The sequence below is a fragment of the Capillimicrobium parvum genome, assembly GCF_021172045.1.
GTDB lineage: Bacteria > Actinomycetota > Thermoleophilia > Solirubrobacterales > Solirubrobacteraceae > Capillimicrobium > Capillimicrobium parvum.
The window spans coordinates 4966063-4985897 of record NZ_CP087164.1; the positions used below are offsets into that span (position 1 = coordinate 4966063).

Annotated in this window: 16 protein-coding genes; 3 read left to right on the forward strand and 13 right to left on the reverse strand. The window is 72.8% G+C overall.

Features of this window, described 5'->3' with window-relative positions; translation table 11 throughout:
* Positions 1-789 carry a fumarylacetoacetate hydrolase family protein gene (locus DSM104329_RS24300; RefSeq protein ID WP_259312441.1) on the reverse strand — a complete coding sequence of 263 codons (789 nt, stop codon included), beginning with the start codon at positions 787-789 and terminating at the stop codon, positions 1-3.
* A 158-nt stretch (positions 790-947) separates the two neighbouring features.
* On the opposite strand from DSM104329_RS24300, the gene DSM104329_RS24305 reads away from it, so the two are divergent.
* A complete protein-coding gene (locus DSM104329_RS24305; RefSeq protein WP_259312442.1) occupies positions 948-3188 on the forward strand; it encodes an MMPL family transporter in 2241 nt (746 codons plus the stop codon).
* Between the two features lie 139 nt (positions 3189-3327).
* Here DSM104329_RS24305 and trxA read toward each other — a convergent pair whose 3' ends face one another.
* Complete coding sequence (gene trxA, locus DSM104329_RS24310; RefSeq protein ID WP_326924461.1) at positions 3328-3753, reverse strand: thioredoxin; 426 nt, start codon at positions 3751-3753, stop codon at positions 3328-3330.
* 46 nt (positions 3754-3799) lie between these two features.
* Positions 3800-5458, reverse strand: coding sequence for a DEAD/DEAH box helicase (locus DSM104329_RS24315; RefSeq protein WP_259312443.1), 1659 nt, complete (start codon positions 5456-5458; stop codon positions 3800-3802).
* A 164-nt stretch (positions 5459-5622) separates the two neighbouring features.
* Here DSM104329_RS24315 and DSM104329_RS24320 point away from each other — a divergent pair, with 164 nt between their 5' ends.
* Entirely contained in the window at positions 5623-7275 is a 1653-nt protein-coding gene (locus tag DSM104329_RS24320) for an MFS transporter (protein WP_259312444.1), read from the forward strand.
* Between the two features lie 20 nt (positions 7276-7295).
* Positions 7296-9089: a M3 family oligoendopeptidase gene (locus DSM104329_RS24325; RefSeq protein ID WP_259312445.1), complete on the forward strand. Its 1794-nt coding sequence runs from the start codon at positions 7296-7298 to the stop codon at positions 9087-9089.
* A 54-nt stretch (positions 9090-9143) separates the two neighbouring features.
* Here the strand turns inward: DSM104329_RS24325 and DSM104329_RS24330 are convergent, their stop codons facing one another.
* The 10 genes from DSM104329_RS24330 to DSM104329_RS24375 are packed head-to-tail and all read right to left on the reverse strand — an operon-like array spanning position 9144 to position 19788.
* Positions 9144-9779 carry a TetR/AcrR family transcriptional regulator gene (locus DSM104329_RS24330; RefSeq protein WP_259312446.1) on the reverse strand — a complete coding sequence of 212 codons (636 nt, stop codon included), beginning with the start codon at positions 9777-9779 and terminating at the stop codon, positions 9144-9146.
* 53 nt (positions 9780-9832) lie between these two features.
* On the reverse strand, positions 9833-10648 hold the full coding sequence (locus tag DSM104329_RS24335) for an SDR family NAD(P)-dependent oxidoreductase (RefSeq protein ID WP_259312447.1): 816 nt from the start codon (positions 10646-10648) through the stop codon (positions 9833-9835).
* Between the two features lie 22 nt (positions 10649-10670).
* Positions 10671-11570 carry a hypothetical protein gene (locus DSM104329_RS24340; RefSeq protein WP_259312448.1) on the reverse strand — a complete coding sequence of 300 codons (900 nt, stop codon included), beginning with the start codon at positions 11568-11570 and terminating at the stop codon, positions 10671-10673.
* Positions 11567-12055 carry a cupin domain-containing protein gene (locus DSM104329_RS24345; protein ID WP_259312449.1) on the reverse strand — a complete coding sequence of 163 codons (489 nt, stop codon included), beginning with the start codon at positions 12053-12055 and terminating at the stop codon, positions 11567-11569. Before DSM104329_RS24345 ends, DSM104329_RS24340 begins: the two co-directional genes overlap by 4 nt.
* A 10-nt stretch (positions 12056-12065) precedes the next feature.
* A complete protein-coding gene (locus DSM104329_RS24350; protein WP_259312450.1) occupies positions 12066-12350 on the reverse strand; it encodes a 4Fe-4S dicluster domain-containing protein in 285 nt (94 codons plus the stop codon).
* The gene (locus tag DSM104329_RS24355; RefSeq protein WP_259312451.1) at positions 12347-13477 is read right to left on the reverse strand and encodes an alpha/beta hydrolase; all 1131 of its coding nucleotides are present in this window, start codon (positions 13475-13477) and stop codon (positions 12347-12349) included. Before DSM104329_RS24355 ends, DSM104329_RS24350 begins: the two co-directional genes overlap by 4 nt.
* Positions 13478-13489: 12 nt before the next feature.
* Positions 13490-15331 carry a hydantoinase B/oxoprolinase family protein gene (locus tag DSM104329_RS24360; RefSeq protein WP_259312452.1) on the reverse strand — a complete coding sequence of 614 codons (1842 nt, stop codon included), beginning with the start codon at positions 15329-15331 and terminating at the stop codon, positions 13490-13492.
* On the reverse strand, positions 15328-17034 hold the full coding sequence (locus DSM104329_RS24365) for a hydantoinase B/oxoprolinase family protein (protein WP_259312453.1): 1707 nt from the start codon (positions 17032-17034) through the stop codon (positions 15328-15330). Before DSM104329_RS24365 ends, DSM104329_RS24360 begins: the two co-directional genes overlap by 4 nt.
* The gene (locus DSM104329_RS24370) at positions 17034-19097 is read right to left on the reverse strand and encodes a hydantoinase/oxoprolinase family protein (RefSeq protein ID WP_259312454.1); all 2064 of its coding nucleotides are present in this window, start codon (positions 19095-19097) and stop codon (positions 17034-17036) included. Before DSM104329_RS24370 ends, DSM104329_RS24365 begins: the two co-directional genes overlap by 1 nt.
* Before the next feature lie 58 nt (positions 19098-19155).
* On the reverse strand, positions 19156-19788 hold the full coding sequence (locus DSM104329_RS24375; protein WP_259312455.1) for a TetR/AcrR family transcriptional regulator: 633 nt from the start codon (positions 19786-19788) through the stop codon (positions 19156-19158).
* Positions 19789-19835 lie beyond the last annotated feature (47 nt).

A 19835-nucleotide genomic window follows, 5' to 3' on the forward strand; every position in this document is an offset into this window, starting at 1 on the left:
TCAGGCGATCGCGTGCTCGATCGCGCCGAGCGACTCGATCTCGATGCGCACGACGTCGCCGCTCGACAGCAGGCCCGGCGGGTCCATCGCCGCGCCGACGCCGCTCGGCGTCCCGGTGAGGATCAGGTCGCCGGGCTCGAGCGTGCACGTCTGGCCGATGAACTCGACGAGCTCGGCGACCCCGAAGACGAGGTCCGAGGTGGACGAGTCCTGGCGCAGGTCGCCGTTGACCCAGGTGCGTAGCCGCAGCGCCTCCGGGTCGGGGACCTCGTCGGCCGTCGTGATCCACGGCCCCCACGGGCACGAGTTGTCGAAGCCCTTCGCGCGCGTCCACTGGCGCTCGCGGCGCTGCAGATGGCGGGCCGAGAGGTCGTCGGCGACCGCGTAGCCGGCGACCGCGCCGTCCGCGCCCATGACGATCGTCAGCTCGCCCTCGTAGTCCAGGCGCGCCATCGCGGCGTCCGGCACCTGCACGGGCTCATTCGGAGCCGTCGAGCTCGAGGGAAGCTTGAGGAAGACCATCGGCGCCTCGGGCAGCTCGTTGCCGGTCTCCTCCACGTGCGCGCGGTAGTTCAGACCGATGCAGAAGGTCGCGCGCGGCTCGAGCACGGGCGCGAGCAGGCGGACGTCGGCGATCGGCCAGCTCTCTCCGCCGGCGGCGCTGCGGTCGCCGGAGGCGAGACGGTCGAGGACGGTCGAGCCGTCGGCGAACGCGGTCACGCGGTCGCCGGCGACCTCGCCGCTGAGGGGGCGCTCGGCGCCGGGGGGAACGAACGTGGTCAGGCGCATCGCGGCGCAACCGTAGTCGATCGCGCCGGGGGCTCCCCTCCAGGCGGGAAGTGTGGTTTCCCCCACCCGATGACACCAGGCGGCCGCATGGCGGCCGGCGGCCCTCGCGGCGAGCCTTCCGACGATGCCTCTTCCCTCCCCCATCCCGGAGGACCACCATGCGTGAGAACCTCGCCGCTCGCGCCGGGCGATGGAGCGCCGCCCACCGCAAGACGGCCATCTTCGGATGGCTCGCCTTCGTGGCGGTCAGCCTCGTCATCGGCTCGGCGATCGGCACCAAGACGTTGAGCGACGTCGACAGCGGCACCGGCTCCTCGGGCCGCGCCGAGCGCGTCCTCGACGAGCAGTTCCCCCAGCCGGCGGGCGAGCAGGTGCTCGTGCAGTCGCGCGACGGATCGCTTCGCGCCGACGACCCCCGGTTCAGGGCCGCGGTCAAGGACGTCGTCGCGCGAATGAAGGCGCTGCCAGCTGTGGGCGCCGTCGACTCGCCGCTCGCCAAGGGCGCCGGCGACCAGATCTCCGAGGACGGTCGTTCCGCGCTCGTCCAGGTCGACCTGCGCGGCGATGCCGACCACGCCGAGGACCACGTCCAGCCGGTCATCGACGCGGTCAACGCCGCGCAGCGGGCGCACCCCGAGCTGCGCATCGAGCAGTTCGGCGACGCGAGCGCCAGCCAGGCGATCGACGACCGGGTCTCCAGCGACTTCCAGCGGGCCGAGACGCTCTCGATCCCGATCACCCTGATCATCCTCGTCATCACCTTCGGCGCGCTCGTCGCCGCCGGCCTGCCCGTGCTGCTCGCGCTGACCTCGGTCGCCGCATCCATCGGGCTCGTCGCGATCCCGAGCCAGATCGTGCATCTCGACCAAGCGGCATCGTCGGTGATCCTGCTCGTCGGCATGGCGGTGGGGGTCGACTACTCGTTGTTCTACATGCGCCGTGAACGCGAGGAACGCGAACGCGGACACGACCCAGGATCTGCTCTGCAGGTCGCGGCGGCGACGTCGGGACGAGCCGTGCTCGTCTCCGGGCTGACCGTCATGGTCGCCATGGCCGGCATGTTCTTCACCGGCAGCGGCGTGTTCACGGGCTTCGCGGTCGGCACGATCGTCGTCGTCGGCGTCGCCATGATCGGCTCGGTCACCGTGCTGCCCGCGCTGCTGAGCGTGCTCGGCGACCGCATCCACAAGGGCAGGATCCCGTTCCTGCACCGCCTGCGCCGGCCCGGCCGCGAGCCCCGCCTGTGGGGTTGGCTCCTGGACCGCGTGCTGCGCCGGCCCGCGCTGTGGGCCGCCGCGGCGACCATCGTCCTGGTGCTGCTGGCGCTGCCGACGCTGCGGATGCACACGGTCAACCCGGGCGCCCAGGGGCTCCCCCACGACCTGCCCGTGATGAAGACCTACGAGCGCATCCAGGCCGCGTTCCCCGGCGGCCCGGCGCCCGCGGTCATCGTCGTCCAGGGCGACCTGAGGTCGCCGCGGATGACGACCGCGCTGACCGACCTCAGGCAGCGCGCGCTCGACTCGGGCGAGATGGGCGGCCCGATCACGCTCGACGTCTCGAAGGACGGCTCGACCGGCGTGATGAGCATCCCGCTGGCCGGGAGCGGGACGGACGCTCGCTCGGAGACGGCCCTGGCGTCGCTGCGCAACGACCTGATCCCCGCGACGGTCGGCAAGGTCCCGGGCACCCAGGTCGACGTGGCCGGCATGACCGCCGGGTCGAAGGACTTCAACGACCTGATGAAGGGCCACGCCCCCATCGTGTTCGCCTTCGTCCTCGGCATGGCGTTCCTGCTGCTGCTCGTCACGTTCCGGTCGATCGTGATCGCGCTCAAGGCGATCGTGCTCAACCTGCTGAGCGTGGCGGCGGCCTACGGCGTGCTCGTCTGGATCTTCCAGGACGGCCACTTCGAGAAGGCGCTCGGGTTCCGGTCCGACGGCGGGATCACCTCCTGGCTGCCGCTGTTCCTGTTCGTGATCCTGTTCGGCCTGTCGATGGACTACCACGTGTTCATCCTCAGCCGGATCAAGGAGGCCTACGACCGGGGGATGTCGACCGAGCGGGCCGTGAGCCACGGCATCCGGGCGACGGCGTCGGTGGTGACGAGCGCGGCGATCGTGATGGTCGCGGTGTTCTCGGTCTTCGCCACGCTGTCGATGCTCGAGTTCAAGCAGATGGGCATCGGCCTGGCCGTGGCCGTGCTGCTCGACGCGACGATCATCCGCGGCATCCTGCTGCCGGCCGCGATGAAGCTCCTCGGCGACCGCAACTGGTACCTGCCGAGGTGGCTGGAGTGGCTGCCGCGCTTCGACCACGAGCCGGCGGTCGCCGAGCCGGCCCGCCCGCTGCGGCGCCACGAGCCCGAGCCCGAGCCGGAGCCCGCGCAGGCCGCGTAGGCACCGGAGGGCCCGGAGTCCACCACGCACAGCGGCCCGGGCGTTCACGCGCCCGGGCCGCCCTGACCCGCATCGAGGGTCGAGTTTCTTCGCGTACGGCTGAGGAAGTCGACGCTCGGCGGTGAGCGACGCTCGGCGGTCAGCCCTGCGCGAGGACCGGCCCGAGGCGCTCCTCGAGCGCGCGGCGCGGCAGCGCACCGACGATGCGGTCGACCTCCTGCCCGTCGCGGAGGACGACGAGCAGCGGGATGCTCATCGCGCCGAAGCGCTGCGCGAGCGACGGGTTCTCGTCGACGTTGACCTTGACCACCTTCAGATGACCGGCGTGCTCGGCGGCGAGCGCCTCGAGCACGGGCGAGATCATCCGGCACGGTCCGCACCAGGGCGCCCAGAAGTCGGTGACGACCGGGACCGACGCAGCGACCTCGGCCTCGAAGTCCGCATCGCCGGCGTCGACGACCCACGGGAGGTCGTGGTGGCAGTTCGCGCACCGCGGGTGCCCCGACGCGGTCGGGCCGACGCGGTTGCGCGTCTGGCAGTGCGGGCAGCGGATGATCGCGGCCATGAGGTGAGCGTACCCGGCAGGCGACGCCCGCGGCGGCCGGCGGGCGCTACTTCGCCAGCTCGCGCTCCAGCAGCGCGTTGCCCCTCTCGAGCTGCTCGCGCGTCGCGGCACCCACCGACCGCGCGCCCGTGCGGCGGTTGACGCGCGCATGGACCTCGCGATGCGCCTCGCCGGTGCGGCGGGCGACCGCCGAGACGAGCCGCGAGCGCTCGTCGCGCAGGCGCTCGCGGGTCACGAACGCCGAGTCCGCGGACGGCTGGGAGTCCGTGCGCGCAGCGGCCGGCGGCGCGCCGGCGGTGAACGCGGCGAGGGCGGCGCTCGGCGCCGGGTCGGTCGCGAAGAGCTGCAGCGTCGTCTCGGAGAGGATCGCCTCGTCGAGCTGGGCCCCGCTGGAGCTGAGCGCCTCGAAGCCCTCGCCCTTCGGCGCGCGCTCGGCCGGCGCCTCGTCGAGCTCCTCCGGGTCGCCGAGCTCGCGCGGGGAGAGATCCAGAGCATGCCGCCGCTCCTCCTCGATCTGCGTCGCCAGCGCCTTCAGGCGCATGTCGGCCGGCAGCAGCAGGTAGCTCATCTGGCGCTCGGGCGCGGGGGTCCGGCGGATGAAGCGCCCGACCACCTGGCGGAAGAACAGCTCGGTCCGCGCCGCGGTGGCGTACACGCCGACCCGCAGCCGCGGGATGTCGACGCCCTCGGAGACCATCAGCACCGACACGAGCCAGCGCCGCCGCGAGGCGCTGAACGCGGCGATCCGCGCGCTCGCCTCGGGCTCGTCGCTCATCACGATCTCCGGCTCCTCGCCCGCGATGCCGGCCAGCCGCGCCGCGATCGCCCGCGCGTGCTCCTGGTCGGAGGCGACGACGAGCCCGCCGGCCTCGGGATGTCCGTCGGCCCGCACGCGGTCCAGGCGGGCGTCGGCGTCGCGCAGCACCTCGCCCATCCAGTCGCCGTGCGCATCGAGCGCGGTGCGCAGCCGCCGCGCCGCCTCGGCCTGCGGCAGCACGAGGTCGAACGAGGCCTGGCGCAGCCGGCCGTCGCTGCGCCACTCCATCTCGCCGTCGTACGGCAGGAACGTGATCGGCCGGCAGACCTCGTCGACCAGCGCCTGGGAGTAGCCGTAGACGTAGTCGGCCCGGCTGATCCCCTCGTCGTCGTAGGCGACCCACGGGATCGCGGCGTTGTCGGAGCGAAACGGCGTGCCCGACAGCAGCAGGCGGAACACCGCGCCGTCGAACGCCTGCAGCGCGTGCCGTCCCCACGCGGCGTGCTCGCCCATGTGGTGCGGCTCGTCGGCGATCAGCAGCGTCGGGCGGCGGGCGGCGCGGGCGTGCCCCTTCGGCCCGGCGGCGATGGTCTGGTACGTGACGGCGATCCCGTGGCGGTCGCGCGGCTCCGGCCCCTCGGCGTTGGGCCGGTTCGGCTCGAGGTCGATCCCGTAGCGCGCCGCGTCGGCCGCCCACTGACGGCAGATGTGCGTCGTCGGGCCCGCGACCACGACCCGCGAGACGCGGCCGGCGCGCAGCAGCTCCCAGGCGACGCGCAGGCCGAACGTCGTCTTGCCCGCCGCGGGCGTCGCGGAGGCGAGCATGGACGGCGCCTCGTGGTCGAGCGCGAGCTCCAGCGCGTCCCGCTGCCAGGCGCGCAAGGGCCGGTTCGCGGGCCAGTCCGGGAGCTCCCGGCCGCGGGTGAGGGGTGTGGCGAGGTCGGTCAAGCGGCGCCGAAAGGTAGGCGCCGCACCGGTCGGAAGCGCAACCGCCCGATGCCCATCGCGATCCTGTCGCGAACCCGGCGCATGACGCCGTCGGCGCGACAGGATCGACTCCTCGGGGGCTACCCGAACCACATCCGCGCCCTCACCCGGCACACTGACGGTCCGTGCGCCGCCTGCCGCTGATCATCGTCGCCGTCGCCGCCGGGCTCGCGCTCGCCGACTCGTCGATCGTCGCGCTCGCCCTGCCGCCGATCCTCACGGACATCGGCACGACCATCGAGGGCGTCGCCGCGGTCATCGGCGCCTACACGGCCGTCCTGGCGCTCGGCATCCTCCCCGCCGCGTGGCTCGGCCGCCGCTTCGGCCCCGGCCACGTCGGCGCGGTGGGGATGCTCGTCCTCGGCGCCGCGTCGATCGGCTGCGGGCTGTCGGACTCGCTGACCACCCTGCTGATCTTCCGCGCGCTGCAGGCCGCGGGCGGCGCCGCCGGCCTGCTCGCCGCCTTCGACCTCATGGACGCCGGCGGCCACGACGCCTCGCTCGGCCGCCGCCTGTGGATCGCCGCCGCGGTCTTCGGGTCGGCCGCCGGCCCGGCCATCGGCGGCGTGCTCACCGAGGCGCTCGACTGGCGGGCGATCTTCTTCGCCCAGGCCCCGGTCGCACTCGCCGCCTCCGTCTGCTGCTGGCAGCTGCGCATCCCGGCGCCCCACGCGCGCGCCAGCGAGCCCCTGAAGTGGGCGCCCGCGGTCGGCTTCGCGCTGATCTCCGCCGCGCTGACCGCCGTGCTGTTCCTCCTCGTGCTCGAGCTCGTCGCGGGATGGAGCGTCGACCCGCTCGCCGCCGCCGCGGCCGTGTCGGTCCTGCCGATCTCCGCGCTCGCCGCCGCCCGCATCCCGGGCAACGCCGCCGCGCGGGCGATCTGCGGCTGCCTGCTCGTGGCCGCCGGCGCGGGCGCGCTCGCCTACCTGCCCGACGCGGACCTCAAGTGGACGATCGCGCCGCAGATCCTGGCCGGCGTGGGCATGGGCCTCGCCTTCCCCGCGCTGGCCGGCGGCCTGCTGCCGGAGCGCACGTCCGTCGACGCCGCGCGGCTGCTCGTCGCCCGCCACGTGGGCATCGTCGCCGCGCTCCTCGTCATCGCGCCCGTGGTCAGCGGCAAGCTGAACTCGATCACCGAGAGCGCCCGGTACCAGGGCGTCGCCGTGGTGCTCGACGCCAAGCTCGACCCCCGCCAGAAGATCGACCTCGCGCCGACGCTGCTCGGCGACGTCGAGAGCGAGGACCCGCGCGGCGGGCTGGAGCGCGCGATCAAGAGCCAGGAGGGCAAGTTCGAGGGCGACGCCCGGACCGAGTTCCACCACCTCACCGACCGCCTCGACGACGTCATCGTCGCCTCCGTCGCGCGCGCCTTCAAGCCCGCCTTCCTCATCACCGGCGCCCTCGCGCTGCTCGCCGCGCTGGTGCTGCTCGCCGGGGTGCGCCTCCGCATCGCCGCCGCCGCCGCCGTCGCCGCGATCGCCGCGCTCTCGGCGGCCGCGTTCGGCGCCGCGATCGTCATCGACAACCGCGAGCAGGCGCCGCCGGTGAAGATCGCCAGCCCGTGCCTGGACCGCAAGCTGCCCGACAGCGGCGGACTGTTCGGCGTGCTCCAGGACAGCGCGCTCATCCTGCTCGACAAGGCGGCGTGCGGCTACGGCTCGAGCCGCGAGGAGCTGGTGATGGCGCTCGCCGACGATGCCGAGTACGAGCGCTTCAAGCAGAAGTACGGCGAGGACCCGCGCTCGGCCAAGGGGATCCTCCAAGGCCTCTTCGGCTGAGCGGCGACTACCCTCCGAGCATGGCCGCCGAGACCGAGACCGACCCCGCCCTCCAGGACGCCGCCTGGGACCTGAGCCCGCTGCTCGACGGCGGCGGCGAGGAGGCCGTCGACGCCCAGCTCGACGAGGCCCAGCGCCGGGCCGACACGTTCGCCGAGCGCCACGCCGGCCGCGTCCCGGAGCTCGACGGGCCCGGACTCGTCGCGGCGATGCACGAGCTCGTGGGCATCTACGAGCTCGTCGGCAAGGCCGGCAGCTACGCCAGCCTGCGCTTCTCGACCGACACCGCCGACCCGGCCCGCGGCGCGCTGCTGCAGAAGGTGCAGGAGCGCGGCACGGCGATCGAGACGAAGCTCCTGTTCTTCGGCCTCGAGTGGGCCGCGCTCGACGACGCCAAGGCCGAGGAGCTGCTCGCGGCCGACGGGCTGGACTTCGCCCGCCACAACCTCCGCATGGAGCGCCGCTACCGCCCGCACCTGCTCTCCGAGCCCGAGGAGAAGCTGGTCAGCGAGAAGGCGGTCACCGGACGGTCGGCCTGGTCGCGCCTGTTCTCCGAGCAGGTCTCGGCCATCGAGATCGAGGGCGAGCCGCTCGACGTCGCGCTCAGCCGCCTGCTGTCCGCCGACCGCGAGGTGCGCCGCTCGACCGCCGAGCAGGTGACCGCCGCGCTCGAGCCCGGCCTGCGCACCCGCGCCTACATCTTCAACACGCTCATCCACGACAAGGCGGTCGACGACCGGCTGCGCCACTACCCGACGTGGCTGAGCGCGCGCAACCTCGCCAACGAGGTCTCCGACGAGTCCGTCCAGGCGCTCGTCGAGGCGGTCAAGGGCCGCTACGACATCCCGCAGCGCTGGTATCGCCTCAAGGCGCAGATGCTGGGCATCCCGCAGCTCGCCGACTACGACCGCAGCGCCGCGGTCACGTCCGAGGACGAGCGCTACGGCTGGGAGCAGTCGCGCGACCTGGTGCTCGACTCGTTCGGGTCCTTCGCGCCCGAGATGGAGCGCCTCGCCCGCCGCTTCTTCGACGAGAGCTGGATCGACGCGCCGGTACGGCCGGGCAAGCGCGGGGGGGCGTTCGCCACCTCCGCGGTGCCGAGCGTGCACCCGTACGTGATGCTGAACTTCACGTTCAAGCGCCGCGACGTGCTCACGCTCGCCCACGAGCTGGGCCACGGCCTGCACTTCGCGCTCGCCGCCGACCAGGGCCTGCTGCAGCAGGGCACGCCGCTGACGGTGGCGGAGACCGCCTCGGTGTTCGGCGAGACGATCGTCTTCAACCGGCTGCTCGAGCAGGCCTCGACGCCCGAGTCGCGGCTGTCGCTGCTGTCGGAGGCCATCGAGGGCGCCATCGCGACCGTCTTCCGGCAGACCGCGATGAACCAGTTCGAGGACGCCGTCCACACGGCGCGGCGCAGCGAGGGCGAGCTGTCCGTCGACCGCTTCAACGAGGCGTGGGTCACCACCCAGCGCGAGATGCTCGGCGACTCGGTGGAGATCACCGACGGCTACCGGATGTGGTGGAGCTACATCCCGCACTTCATCGGGACGCCCGGCTACGTCTACGCGTACGCCTACGGCCAGCTGCTCGCCCTGTCGGTCTACCGCCGCTACCTCGACGAGGGCGCGCCGTTCGTGCCGCGCTACCTCGACATGCTCGCCGCGGGCGGCTCGATGCTCCCCGAGGACCTGGGCCGCATCGTGGGCATCGACCTGACGGACCCCGGCTTCTGGTCGGCCGGGCTCGACCTGGTCGAGGGCCAGCTGCGCGACGCCGAGCAGGCGGCACACGAGGCCGGACGGCTGAGCTGACGTTCGATCTCCTCGTCCGTACCCGTGGCTTCAGGGTCACGCCCGCGCGACTCGTCAGGGCCGGATGTGCCCGACCATCGCCAGCACGAGGTCGCGATAGGAGTCCGCCACCTGGTCGATGGTCATGGGTCCGTCGGGCCGCACCCAGATGAAGACGTACTCGCACATCGTGACGATCGCAAAGGCGGTGGGCGTGACCTGGGGGAACCGGAACGTCCCGGCGTCCCGTCCCGACTCGAGGATCGACTGCACCAGCGTCAACACCCGCCGTTGCAGCTCGTCAAGCTGCGCCTGGTGCTCGGCGCCCAGCGCGTCGCGCACCTGACCGTAGGATCCGCTCGCGCCGGGCATGCGCAGCCGCTTGCCCTGCTCGAGCTTCGCGCGGACGTACGTGCGCACGAACATGCTGAGCCGTTCGTCCGGCGCGAGATCAGCGTCCTTGCACGGGTCGAAGGCCTCGACGAAGCGCCGCAGCTCGGCCTCGACGGCGGTGAAGCACAGCTCCTCCTTCGAGGCGAAGTGCCAGTACAGCGCGGGCGCCGAGATGCCCACCTCGCGGGCGATCGCGGTCAGGCTCGTTCCCGAGTACCCCCGCTCGTACAGCAGCGCGTTCGCGACGCGGAGGATGTCGTCGCGCGTGTGCGGAGCCCCGTCCTCCGTAGGCGCCCTCCTAGCAGTCCGGCTCGTCATTGATCGAACGTTAGGGGACGGCACCCGTCGTGTGAAGGCCGAGGGCGCGGTCGTCACCGCATGAGCATGCCGCCGTTGATGTCGCACGTCGCGCCGGTGATGTACCCGGCGTCGTCGGAGGCCAGGAAGGCGACGAGCGCGGCCACCTCCTCCGTGGTGCCAGCGCGTCCGACGGGGACCTGCCGCGTGAGCTGCTGGACGCGCTCGGCGCCGATCGCCTGGAGCATCGGCGTGTCGACGATCGCGGGGGCGACCGCGTTGACCGTCACGCCGTCGGCGGCGAGCTCGGAGGCGAAGACGCGGGTGAGGGCGATCACGCCGCCCTTGGACGCCGCGTAGTGCGCGCCGCTCGGACGCGCCATCTGTCCGGCCAGCGATGCGATGTTCACGATGCGCCCGCCGCCGCTGTCACGCATGTGGCGTCCGGCGATACGGGACATGATGAAGACGCCGCGCAGGTTGACGCTCATCACGTCGTCCCACTCGTCCATGGTGATCTGCCACAGCGACCTGGCGGCTGTGACGGCCGCGTTGTTCACGAGGATATCCACCGTCCCCCACCGCTCCAGCGCCGCGCGGAACGACTCGTCGGCGGACGCCGGGTCGCCGACGTCCACGTGCAGCGCCTGGACGCGCTCCCCGTCGGCGTCGATGGCGTGGGCCGTGGCCTCATTGCTCCGTGCGTTGACATCCGCCAGCACGACGTTGCAGCCGCGGTCCCAGAGGCCCTGGGCCACGCCGGCGCCGAGCCCCTGGGCCGACCCGGTGACGAACGCGGTCTTGCCGCAGAGCCCGTCGTCAGACCGCAGGGCGACCCCGTCCGTCGAGGGGGCGTTGGCGATGGCCATCATGTTGTCCGTCTCGCTCACGTAGCTCTCAAGTTATCGTTTATTAGGGAACACTCAAAGCCCGCTCCTTGGAGCGCGGAAGCCGCGTGGAGACCAGCGGCGCCTCCATCCCGCGCCGCGCCGCGAGCCGCTGCAGCACGATGACCGTGTCGGCGACCGGCACCCGCTCGAGGAAGCGCGTGCGCTCCTCGAAGGACCGCAGGACGGCGCCCACCGCCTCGCCGTACGCCGCGCCGTCGCACGCGGCGAGGGCGTACAGCGCGGCGGAGGTCCCGCCGATGCCGACCGGGAACGCGTCTTCCTCGCTCACCGAGGCGGCCAGCCTCCCCGCCGCGGTGTTGTCCTCGAGCGTCAGGCAGGCGAGCGCCGCGGCATACCGGGCGATGGGCGAGCCGGCCTCGGCGGCTCCCAGGTCGAGCGTCCACCGAGCCTCGAGCCGCGCGCGCGGCCAGTCGTGGGCGATCAGACGCGCCTTCACCGCTGCGATTGACCGGCCCCAGCTCCCGGCCTCGGCGTCCGCCAGGCTCCAGCGATAGCACGTGGCCGACCGGTCGAGCCACTCGTCCGCGCGCTCGGCGCAGCCGATCATGAGCATCCCCAGCGACGCGGCCCACGCGGCGCCGCCCATGCGCAGCAGCTGCTGCTGGCGCCGCTCCGCGGTGGTGGCCTCCGGCAGCCGGCGCTGACCGTCGCGGAACCTGGCGAGTCCGCGCTCGATGTGCGCCTGCCAGGCGTCCCCGTCCGCGTCTCCGTCCCCGTCCTGCGCATCCGTCGCGATCAGCCCGGACAGCAGATCCGCGGACACAAGCTCGGTACCGTCGTCGAGGACCCGCACGGGCTCCGGGAGCCGCCCCGCACGCATCAGGGCGCGCACATGGTGCAGCGGACGGTCCCAAGGCAGGCACACGTCGCGCAGCGCGACCAGCGTGTCCGTGTCGCTCATGCGCGGGGCACGGGCCGGCCGGGATCCGACCATCGCGGCGACGGGGTGACCGACTTCTCGAAGTCGGACACGGCGAACGCCACACCGGGGTTGGTCCCGAAGGTCAGCACGACGGTCCCCGGCTCCTTCGCCGTCACGCTGCGCACGACGAACGGGTCGCCGATGAAGACGAACGTGCCCTCGCCGACGTCGCGCACCTCGTCGTCGAGCTTGACCACCGCCGAGCCGGAGGCAATGTAGTAGAGTTCCTCGTCGCCGATGTCGCTCTGGTCGTCGTTGGGCCGTTCGAAGTGCTCGTGCACGATCTCCTGGCCGGCCGCGGTGGCGACGAACGCGTTCGCCGCGAATTCCGTGATGGCGAAGTGATGGCGGACCTGTTTCCACTCGCCGACCAGCTGGAAGCTGTGCGACGGCCCGCTCGGGCTGTGCGCGATCTCCGTGAGGTGCGCGACCTCGTACGGCGGGCGGGGCGGGGCATCCGTCATGTGGACCTCCTCATTCGCTGGCCTGCAGGTACTGCTCCACCAAGGCGTCCACGGCGGCCGCGCCGCCGCCCCACGCACGGTTGATCGCGACGAACTCCGCGTGCTCCGGCGGCATCCCGTCCTGCTCGAAGATCGCGTCGACCGGGCACTCGGGAGCGCAGGCGCCGCAATCGATGCACTCATCGGGGGCGATGACGACCATGTGCGCCGTCTCGTAGATGCAATCGACCGGGCAGACCTCGATGCACGAGCGGTCCATGCTGCCGATGCACCCGGGTCCCACGACGTAGGTCATGCCGGCACTCCCAGGGCGGCGCAGACGCGCGCCGCCGTCTCGCACCAGGCGAGCGACCGCGGGTCCACGAGGTCGAAGTGGTCGGCCTCCGGCCGCAGCAGCAACTCGACGTCGTCCCCTGCGCGCTGCGCCGCCCGCACGTAGGTCGCATTGAGGTCCATGAGGTCGGGCGTGGCCTCCCGCTCGCCCTGCACGACGAGCTGCGCCACGCCGAGCGGCAGCGCCGCCCGCGGCGAGGCCTCCGCGTACGCGTCCGGGCACGCGCCGGGTGGACTGCCCATCAGATCCGCCGCGGCATCGGCGCCCTCGCCCAGGCCTCGTCGGGCGCACTCCGCCACATCGGCGATGCCCGCGAGGGACACGACCAGGCCGGCCCGGACGGCCGGTGGCCGGTCCAGGCCGAGCCGGCGTACCGCCCACAGCGCGAGCTGACCGCCCGCAGAGTGCCCGACGAACACGACGCGGTCGAGGTCCAAGGGGTGGCGCCCGGCAAGGTCGGCCAGGTGATCGATCCCGGCGGCGACGTCATCGCGCACGGACGGCCAGCCCCCGCCGACGCGGCCGACCCGGCGGTACTCCAGGTTCCACGTCGCGAACCCCCGCCGCGCGAGGTCGATCGCGAGCGGCTCGATCGTGTCGCGCTCCCAGCGCTCGCGCCAGAACCCGCCGTGCAGGAGGACCGCCACGGGGACGGCCTTCGCAACGCTCGCCGGCAGCCGCAGATCGCCGACCTGATCGCGCTGGGGGCCATACGGGACGACCTCGCATGGAGACTGCAGGCGCCGCAGCAGCCACGCCGCCGCCCAGCGGTAGCCCATGACGCCGCGGCCGCGGACCTCGATCGCGGCGGGATCGCCGCCACGCGGCCGCTCGGCCGCGTTGAGGTCGACCCGCGCGACGAGCGGTCCGTCCATGTCCCGCACCGTCGCTCGGCCCGGATTGACCAGGACGCCGCGCGCATCTGCGCGCGCCCGCCCCAGCGCCATCTTGAGGTCCTCGTCGGTCTGGCAGAAGACGACAGACAGCTCGGCTCCAAGCGCGGGCTCCCAGCTTCGGCACAGGCGGCGCAGCGTCTCAGGGTCGACGCCCGTGTCGGGTCCCTCGATGAGGTCGATCCGGGGGGTCATCGACCAGGGCGCTCAGCGCGCCGCGGGCTCCGGATCCGCCTGGTGCGCCGCATCGGCGCCCACGTCCTCGAGCGTGCGCAGCCGGCCCAGCGACATCCAGTCGGGCTGCTCGCGGCGCTCCTCGCGCAGCCGCGCGCGCTCGGCGGCCGTCGCCGGCTCGTCGACGTCGCCCGTCACTGGGTCTACGCACACCCCGTAGTCGTGCCGCGCGCCCTCCGGCGAGACGTACCCGTCGCGCACGTCCTCGGCCACCATCTCGGCGTCGCGGTCGAGGGAGTCGCCCCAGCCGCCTCCGCCGCCGCTCTGGAAGAAGACGATCTCGTCCTCGCCGCACGGCTCGCGGTCGCTCCAGCGCGGCACGACCTCCTCGTCCGGGGTGCCGTAGCGGATCACGACGTAGTTGCCGATCGCGGGACGACCGCCGCAGAACCCGTGCAGCGGCGAGTAGCAGCCCTGCACGCGGATCGTGTGGTGCGTGCCGTCCGAGCCGTACGCCTGCCGCTGCGTCGCCCACGCGGGCGTGCCGCGCCACTGGCCGGGCGCAGCGCCGTCGGTCAGGTACTCCGCCTGGCGGTAGAGGACCGGGTACTGCACCTCGCTCATCTCGATCGACGGCACGTCCGCCGATGCGAACGTCGCCGGCCACGCGCCCCAGCCGTCGGCCAGGTACACCCCGCCGGCGGCCGTCGGCGTGCAGCCCAGCTCGTAGTGCAGGTAGCCGCGGCCGTTGCGCCGGTCGGTGCCCCAGAACCACGGCCCGAGCAGGTCGATGCTGCACGTGCCGACCCGATCGGCCGCGAAGCCCTCGGCGGCCTTCATGACCACGTCGCCGATGTCGGCAACGATGGTCACCGTCGCCGCCCGCACGGGCGCCGGCGGGTTCGGGTTGACGATGCTGGCCTCCGGGAGCTTCGGCGTGAGCGGCCGGAAGAAGCCGGAGTTGATCGGGATCTCGGGGCACAGCGCCGAGAACGCCGTGTAGAGGAACGCGAGCGTGTTGGCCGGCACGCTGTTGACCAACCCCGGGCTCTGCGGCGACGAGCCGGTGAAGTCGGCCTCGATGCTGTCGCCGTCGATCGTCAGCGCCACGCGCACCTTGAGGTCGACGCCCCCGGCGAAGTCGCTGTCCAGCGTCGACTCCGCCTCGTAGCGGCCGTCGGGCCAGCGGCGAATCTGCTCGCGGAAGCGGTGCTCGGAGTACCCCATCAGCCAGTCCACGGCCTCGCGGACGGTCGCGACGCCGTACTTGTCGCACAGCTCGCGGATCCGGCGCGCACCGACGCGGCAGCCCCCGATCTGCGCGTCGAGGTCCGCGCGCAGGTTCTCGGGCAGCCGGTTGTTGCGCAGGATCCACTCCCAGACGTCCTCGCGCAGCTCGCCGCGCTCGTAGAGCTTCAGCGGGCTGAACCGGAAGCCCTCCTGCCAGATGTCGCGCGCGTTCATGTTGCCGCCGGGCGCCGGGCCGCCGTTGTCGGGCATGTGGCCGCGCACGGACGGCAGGAACATCGGCTCGCCCTCGATGAAGATTGGCGTCACCACCGTGTAGTCGGGCAGGTGCGAGCCCCCGTAATAGGGGTCGCAGACGATGATCACGTCGCCCTCGTGCAGGTCGCCCTGGAAGAACTCGAGCGAGGCCTCCGCAGAGCTCAGGGCGGCGTAGATGTGCACCGGAGCCGCATCGGCGCGCGCAAGCAGGGACACCGTCTCCCCGTCGTAGCCGAAGACCCCGGCCGAGCAGTCGTGCGCCTCGTTGAAGATGGGGCTGACGGCCGTGCGGACCATGGTGCGGACCATCTCGGCCGCGACGCTCTCGAGGTAGTTGCGGACGATCTCGCCCGTGACGGCGTCGGTCATGCTGGCGCTCCCCGCTCGAGCCGGTGCTCTCTGGTTCCGAGGTCGTCGACCTCGCGCTCGCCGGCGTCGACGACGACGCCGTAGTCACGGCGTGCGGCGGCGGCCGTGAGCAATCCGTCCTGGACGTCCTCGAGCACGTCGGCCGGCGCCCGCAGGAACGGGTCCCCGTGGCCGCAGCCGCCGCCGAAGCGCGCGACCACGCGGCAGGGACCGATGCGCCGGGACAGCTCGACTGTGCCGATCTCGGGCTCGCCGCCGCCTGAGACGCGCAGGTCGGCGCCGGCCGCGCCAGCCCCGCCGGCGACGCCGTTCGCGTCGTCGGAGGAGGTCGCCGACGACACGGTCCAGGCTCGCTCGTCCGGGACGTCGACGACGAGCTCGAGCGCGGGCGAGCCGCGCCAGCGCCCCGCACCGGCGCTGTCGCTGACGAGCTCGGCCGCGCGGACGACCATGCCGGTCGAGACCTCCCACTCCTCCGCCGAGGGCCGCCGGGCCCGGCTGAGCACGTGCGGCGCGCCCCATCCGTCGCGGCCGTGGGCGCCGGCGCAGCCGGCGATCGCCCAGGCCGCGATGTCGATGGGCGCCGCGTCGACGGCCGGGCGGTGCGCCGTCAGCAGCCATCGCGGCGCGGAGACGGCGCCGTAGTCGTCGCCGGCCGCCTCCCGCAGCGCGGCCGCCGTCACCTCGGCGATCTCGCCCGCGAGATGGACGGCGCCGCCGTTGACGGCGGCGGGCCAGCGCGGGTTCGCGAGCCGTCCCTCGTCGCATCGGACATCGAGACAGCGCAGTACGCCGCCGTTCGGCGGGACGTCCGGGCCGAGGAGCGCGAGCAGCGCAGTCGCGGCGGCGTTCACGCTCGCCGACATGGTGCTGTTGAGGAAGCTCGCCTGCTGCGGGTCCGACCCGCTGAGGTCCACGCTCACGCGGCCCTCCTCGACGCTGACCGACGCCCGCACCGTGACCGGCGCTCCGGCGTGCCAGATCTGCCGCTCGCTCGCGTATGTGCCGTCGGCCCATCGGGCGATGCGGCTCCGGGCCTGGCGCTCGCCGTACCCCTGGGCGTATGCCATCGCCTCGCCCACGCCGTCGGCGCCGTGGGCGCCGACGAGCTCGTCGAGGCGGCGAGCCGCGAGGTCGGCCGCAGCCAGCATCGCGGACAGGTTCTCGCGCACCTCCGCGTCGCAGCGGCTGTTGAGCAGCACGGAGGTCAGCACGTCGCGGACCGGCCGCCCGTGACGGTGGATCTTCAGCGGGGAGATCGGCACGCCCTCCGCCCAGATCTCGCGCGCCGCCGGCACGTGGCTGCCGGGCGCATCGCCGCCGATGTCCGGCATGCGGGCCCGCACGCAGACGAAGGTCTGCACGACTTCGTCGACGGCATGCGGAATGACGAGCGTGAAGTCGTGCAGGCGCGCGCCGCCCAGGTAGGGGTCGGTGAGCAGCACGACGTCCCCGCTGCGCATGTCGAACTTGAACCGCGCCAGCGCCACGTCGACGGCGGCGGTCAGGAGGCCGAGCTGGAGCGGGTCGTCGGTCGCGACGATCCCGCCCTGCCGGTCGGCGAGCGCGACCGCGCACTCCCGCCCTTCCTTGATCTCGCGCGAGCGGGCCAGGTTCGCCAGCACAACCCCCGCGTCCCGGGTGACGGCCTCGAACTTGCGGCGCAGGACCTCGGACTCGATCGCCGCGATCAACCCCGCCATCAGCCGCTCACCTCGATCACGTACATGTCGTTCTGGTCGAGCATCGCCTCCTGGCTGCCCGCCACGACGATCGTGGTGTCCGGCTCGTGGATGACCGCTGGCCCGGTGATGATGTTGCCGGGCTCGATCAGCGCGCCGTCGTAGATCCGGGCGTCGACGAAGCCGTCCGGCTCGAAGTACACCTGGCGCGTGCCGACCAGCGCGTGCTCGGAGTCCTCGCTGCCGAACCGGTGGGTCGGGAGCTGGAGCGGTTCGCGCTTGGCCCACAGCTCGATGCGCACCGACACGATCTCGGTGGCGTATCCGGGGCGTTTGAACGCGTAGAGCTGCTCGTGCAGGTCGTGGAAGTCGCGCAGCGAGCGCGCGAAGTTGACCGCGGTCACTCGCCGGGTGCGGCTGCGCAGCGGCACGATGACCTCCTGCACCTGGCCCTGGTACCGCACGTCCAGGGAGCGCTTGACGATGAGCTCTCCGGGCGCGCCGCCGCGCGTCAGCAGCGCCTCGGCGTCCTCCTGCATGGCCAGGAACGTCGCGTTGAGCTCGTCGAGGTCCACGTCCTCCCAGGCGCGCAGCATCGAGCGCACGCGCGACACCTTGAAGTCGGCGATCAGGGCGCCGAGCGCGCTGAGGACCGATGCGTGCCGGGGCACGAGCACCGTCGACAGACCGAGGTCGGAGGCCTGCACCGCCGCGTGGATCGCGCCAGCGCCGCCGAACGCCATCAGCGCGTAGTCGCGGGGGTCGCGGCCGCGGGAGACCGAGATGTAGCGCAGCGCGTTGGACATGTCGCTGTTGGCGATCCGGAAGATGCCGATAGCCGCGTCGGTGGCCGACACGCCGAGCGGCGCGCCCACGTGCGTCTCGACGGCCTGCCGGGCGGCGTCGACGTCCAACCGCATCCCGCCCGACAGGAAGCGGTCGGGGTCGATGTAGCCGAGCATGAGGTTCGCGTCGGTCACCGTCGGGCGTTCGCCGCCCCGGCCGTAACACGCCGGCCCCGGGTACGCCCGGGCGCTCTCCGGCCCCACGTGGAGGGCGCCGCCCTCGTCGACGCCGGCGATCGAGCCGCCGCCCGCACCGACGGTGTGGATGTCGAGAAGCGGCACGGCCACCCGGTAGCGGCTGACCCACTGGTCGACGCCCAGCTCGGGCTCGCCGTCGTGCACGAGGCAGACGTCGTAGCTCGTGCCGCCCATGTCCGCGGTGATGATGTTGCGGTAGCCGGACTCGCGCGCGGCCCACAGCCCGGCGACCACACCGCCGGAGGGCCCGGAGAACACGGCGTCGACGCCGCGGGCCCGCGAGAACTCCACGTCCATCACACCGCCGTTGGACTGCATGATCAGCAGCGAGCCGCCGAAGCCCTCCTGCTCGAGGCGCGCCTGGAGAAGGTCGAGGTACTGGCGCAGCTTGGGGCTCGTGTAGGCGTTGACGAGCGTCGTGCTCAGGCGCTCGAACTCACGGATCTGCGGGAGCACTTCGCTGGAGGTGGTCACGAAGCAGTCGGGGTGGACCTCGCGGATCAGCTCGGCCGCGCGCTGCTCGTGCGCCGGGTTCGCGTACGAGAAGAGGAAGCACACCGCGATCGACTCGACGCCCGCCTCGCGCAGCGCCTCGGCTTCGCGGCGCACCTGGGCCTCGTCGAGTTCCTCGACGACGCGGCCGGTGTGGTCGACGCGTCCGGCGACGGTCCGGCGATGGCGGCGCGTGACGATGGCCACCGGCGCAGCGAGGCGCAGGTCGACCTGGCTCTCCTTGTGCCCGCGCCGCAGCTCGATGACGTCTCGGAAGCCCTCGTTGGTGATCAACCCGGTGTGGGCGCCGTCGAACTCGAGCATGGTGTTGAGGACCACCGTGGTGCCCAGCACGATCGAGTCCGTGGACTCGAGGAGTGGCCGCACGCCCACGCCCGCGCGCGACGCGATCTCGCCGACAGCCTCCATGACGGACGTCGACTCGTCGCCGGGCCGCGACGGGACCTTGCCCTTCACCAGGCCGTTCCCATGCGTCGCGACGAAGTCGGTGAACGTGCCCCCGACGTCGATGCCGATTCGGTACCGCATTCGTGCCGTCATCCTCGTGGTCGTTGAGTTCCCAACTTATCGTTCATTCAGGAGGTCGTCAAGGATGCGCGCACCCCACCATCGCGAGGACCATGTCCCGGTAGAGATCTGCGACGTGATCGCTCGCGAGGGGGCCGTCGCGTCGTACCCAGACGAAGACGTACTCGCACATGGTCAGGATCGCGAACGCGGTCGTGGTCGTCTGGGCGAAGCGGAAGGTCCGGGCCTCGTGCCCTGCGGCGAGGATCGAGCGCAGCAGCACGAGGACCTCGCGCTGGAGGAGGTCGAGCTGCTCGCGGTACTCGGGGCCGAGCGCGTCGCGCAGCGGGCCGTAGGAGGCGGTCGCCCCGGGGGTCACGAGCCACTCGCTCTGCTCGAGCTTCTGGCGCACGTACGTCCGGACGAACATGCTCAACCGCGCGGCCGGCGGCGCGCTCTCGTCGCGACATGACCCGAACGCATCCACGAAGCGGCTGAGCTCCGCGTGCACCGCCGTGAAGCAGATCTCCTCCTTGGAGGAGAAGTGCCAGTACAGCGCCGGGGCCGAGATGCCGACGCCGTCGGCGATCGCGGCGAGACTCGTCCCGCTGTAGCCGTGCTGGTAGAAGAGCGCGTTCGCGACGCGCAGGATGCGGTCGCGGGTCTCCTCGGCGCCGTCCTCGGGGACGGTGACGCGTGCGGCACGGGCCACTACGGGTGACCCGTCCCGCCGGCCGCGTGCACGCCGGCCTTCCTGCC

Excerpts from the sequence above, each read along its gene's own strand:
- DSM104329_RS24340 (WP_259312448.1), bottom strand. The coding sequence starts at position 11,570 with ATGAGCGACACGGACACGCTGGTCGCGCTGCGCGACGTGTGCCTGCCT.
- DSM104329_RS24370 (WP_259312454.1), bottom strand. The coding sequence starts at position 19,097 with ATGCGGTACCGAATCGGCATCGACGTCGGGGGCACGTTCACCGACTTC.
- DSM104329_RS24350 (WP_259312450.1), bottom strand. The coding sequence starts at position 12,350 with ATGACCTACGTCGTGGGACCCGGGTGCATCGGCAGCATGGACCGCTCG.
- trxA (WP_326924461.1), bottom strand. The coding sequence starts at position 3,753 with ATGGCCGCGATCATCCGCTGCCCGCACTGCCAGACGCGCAACCGCGTC.
- DSM104329_RS24365 (WP_259312453.1), bottom strand. The coding sequence starts at position 17,034 with ATGGCGGGGTTGATCGCGGCGATCGAGTCCGAGGTCCTGCGCCGCAAG.
- DSM104329_RS24355 (WP_259312451.1), bottom strand. The coding sequence starts at position 13,477 with ATGACCCCCCGGATCGACCTCATCGAGGGACCCGACACGGGCGTCGAC.
- DSM104329_RS24345 (WP_259312449.1), bottom strand. The coding sequence starts at position 12,055 with ATGACGGATGCCCCGCCCCGCCCGCCGTACGAGGTCGCGCACCTCACG.
- DSM104329_RS24360 (WP_259312452.1), bottom strand. The coding sequence starts at position 15,331 with ATGACCGACGCCGTCACGGGCGAGATCGTCCGCAACTACCTCGAGAGC.
- DSM104329_RS24330 (WP_259312446.1), bottom strand. The coding sequence starts at position 9,779 with ATGACGAGCCGGACTGCTAGGAGGGCGCCTACGGAGGACGGGGCTCCG.
- DSM104329_RS24325 (WP_259312445.1), top strand. The coding sequence starts at position 7,296 with ATGGCCGCCGAGACCGAGACCGACCCCGCCCTCCAGGACGCCGCCTGG.
- DSM104329_RS24305 (WP_259312442.1), top strand. The coding sequence starts at position 948 with ATGCGTGAGAACCTCGCCGCTCGCGCCGGGCGATGGAGCGCCGCCCAC.
- DSM104329_RS24300 (WP_259312441.1), bottom strand. The coding sequence starts at position 789 with ATGCGCCTGACCACGTTCGTTCCCCCCGGCGCCGAGCGCCCCCTCAGC.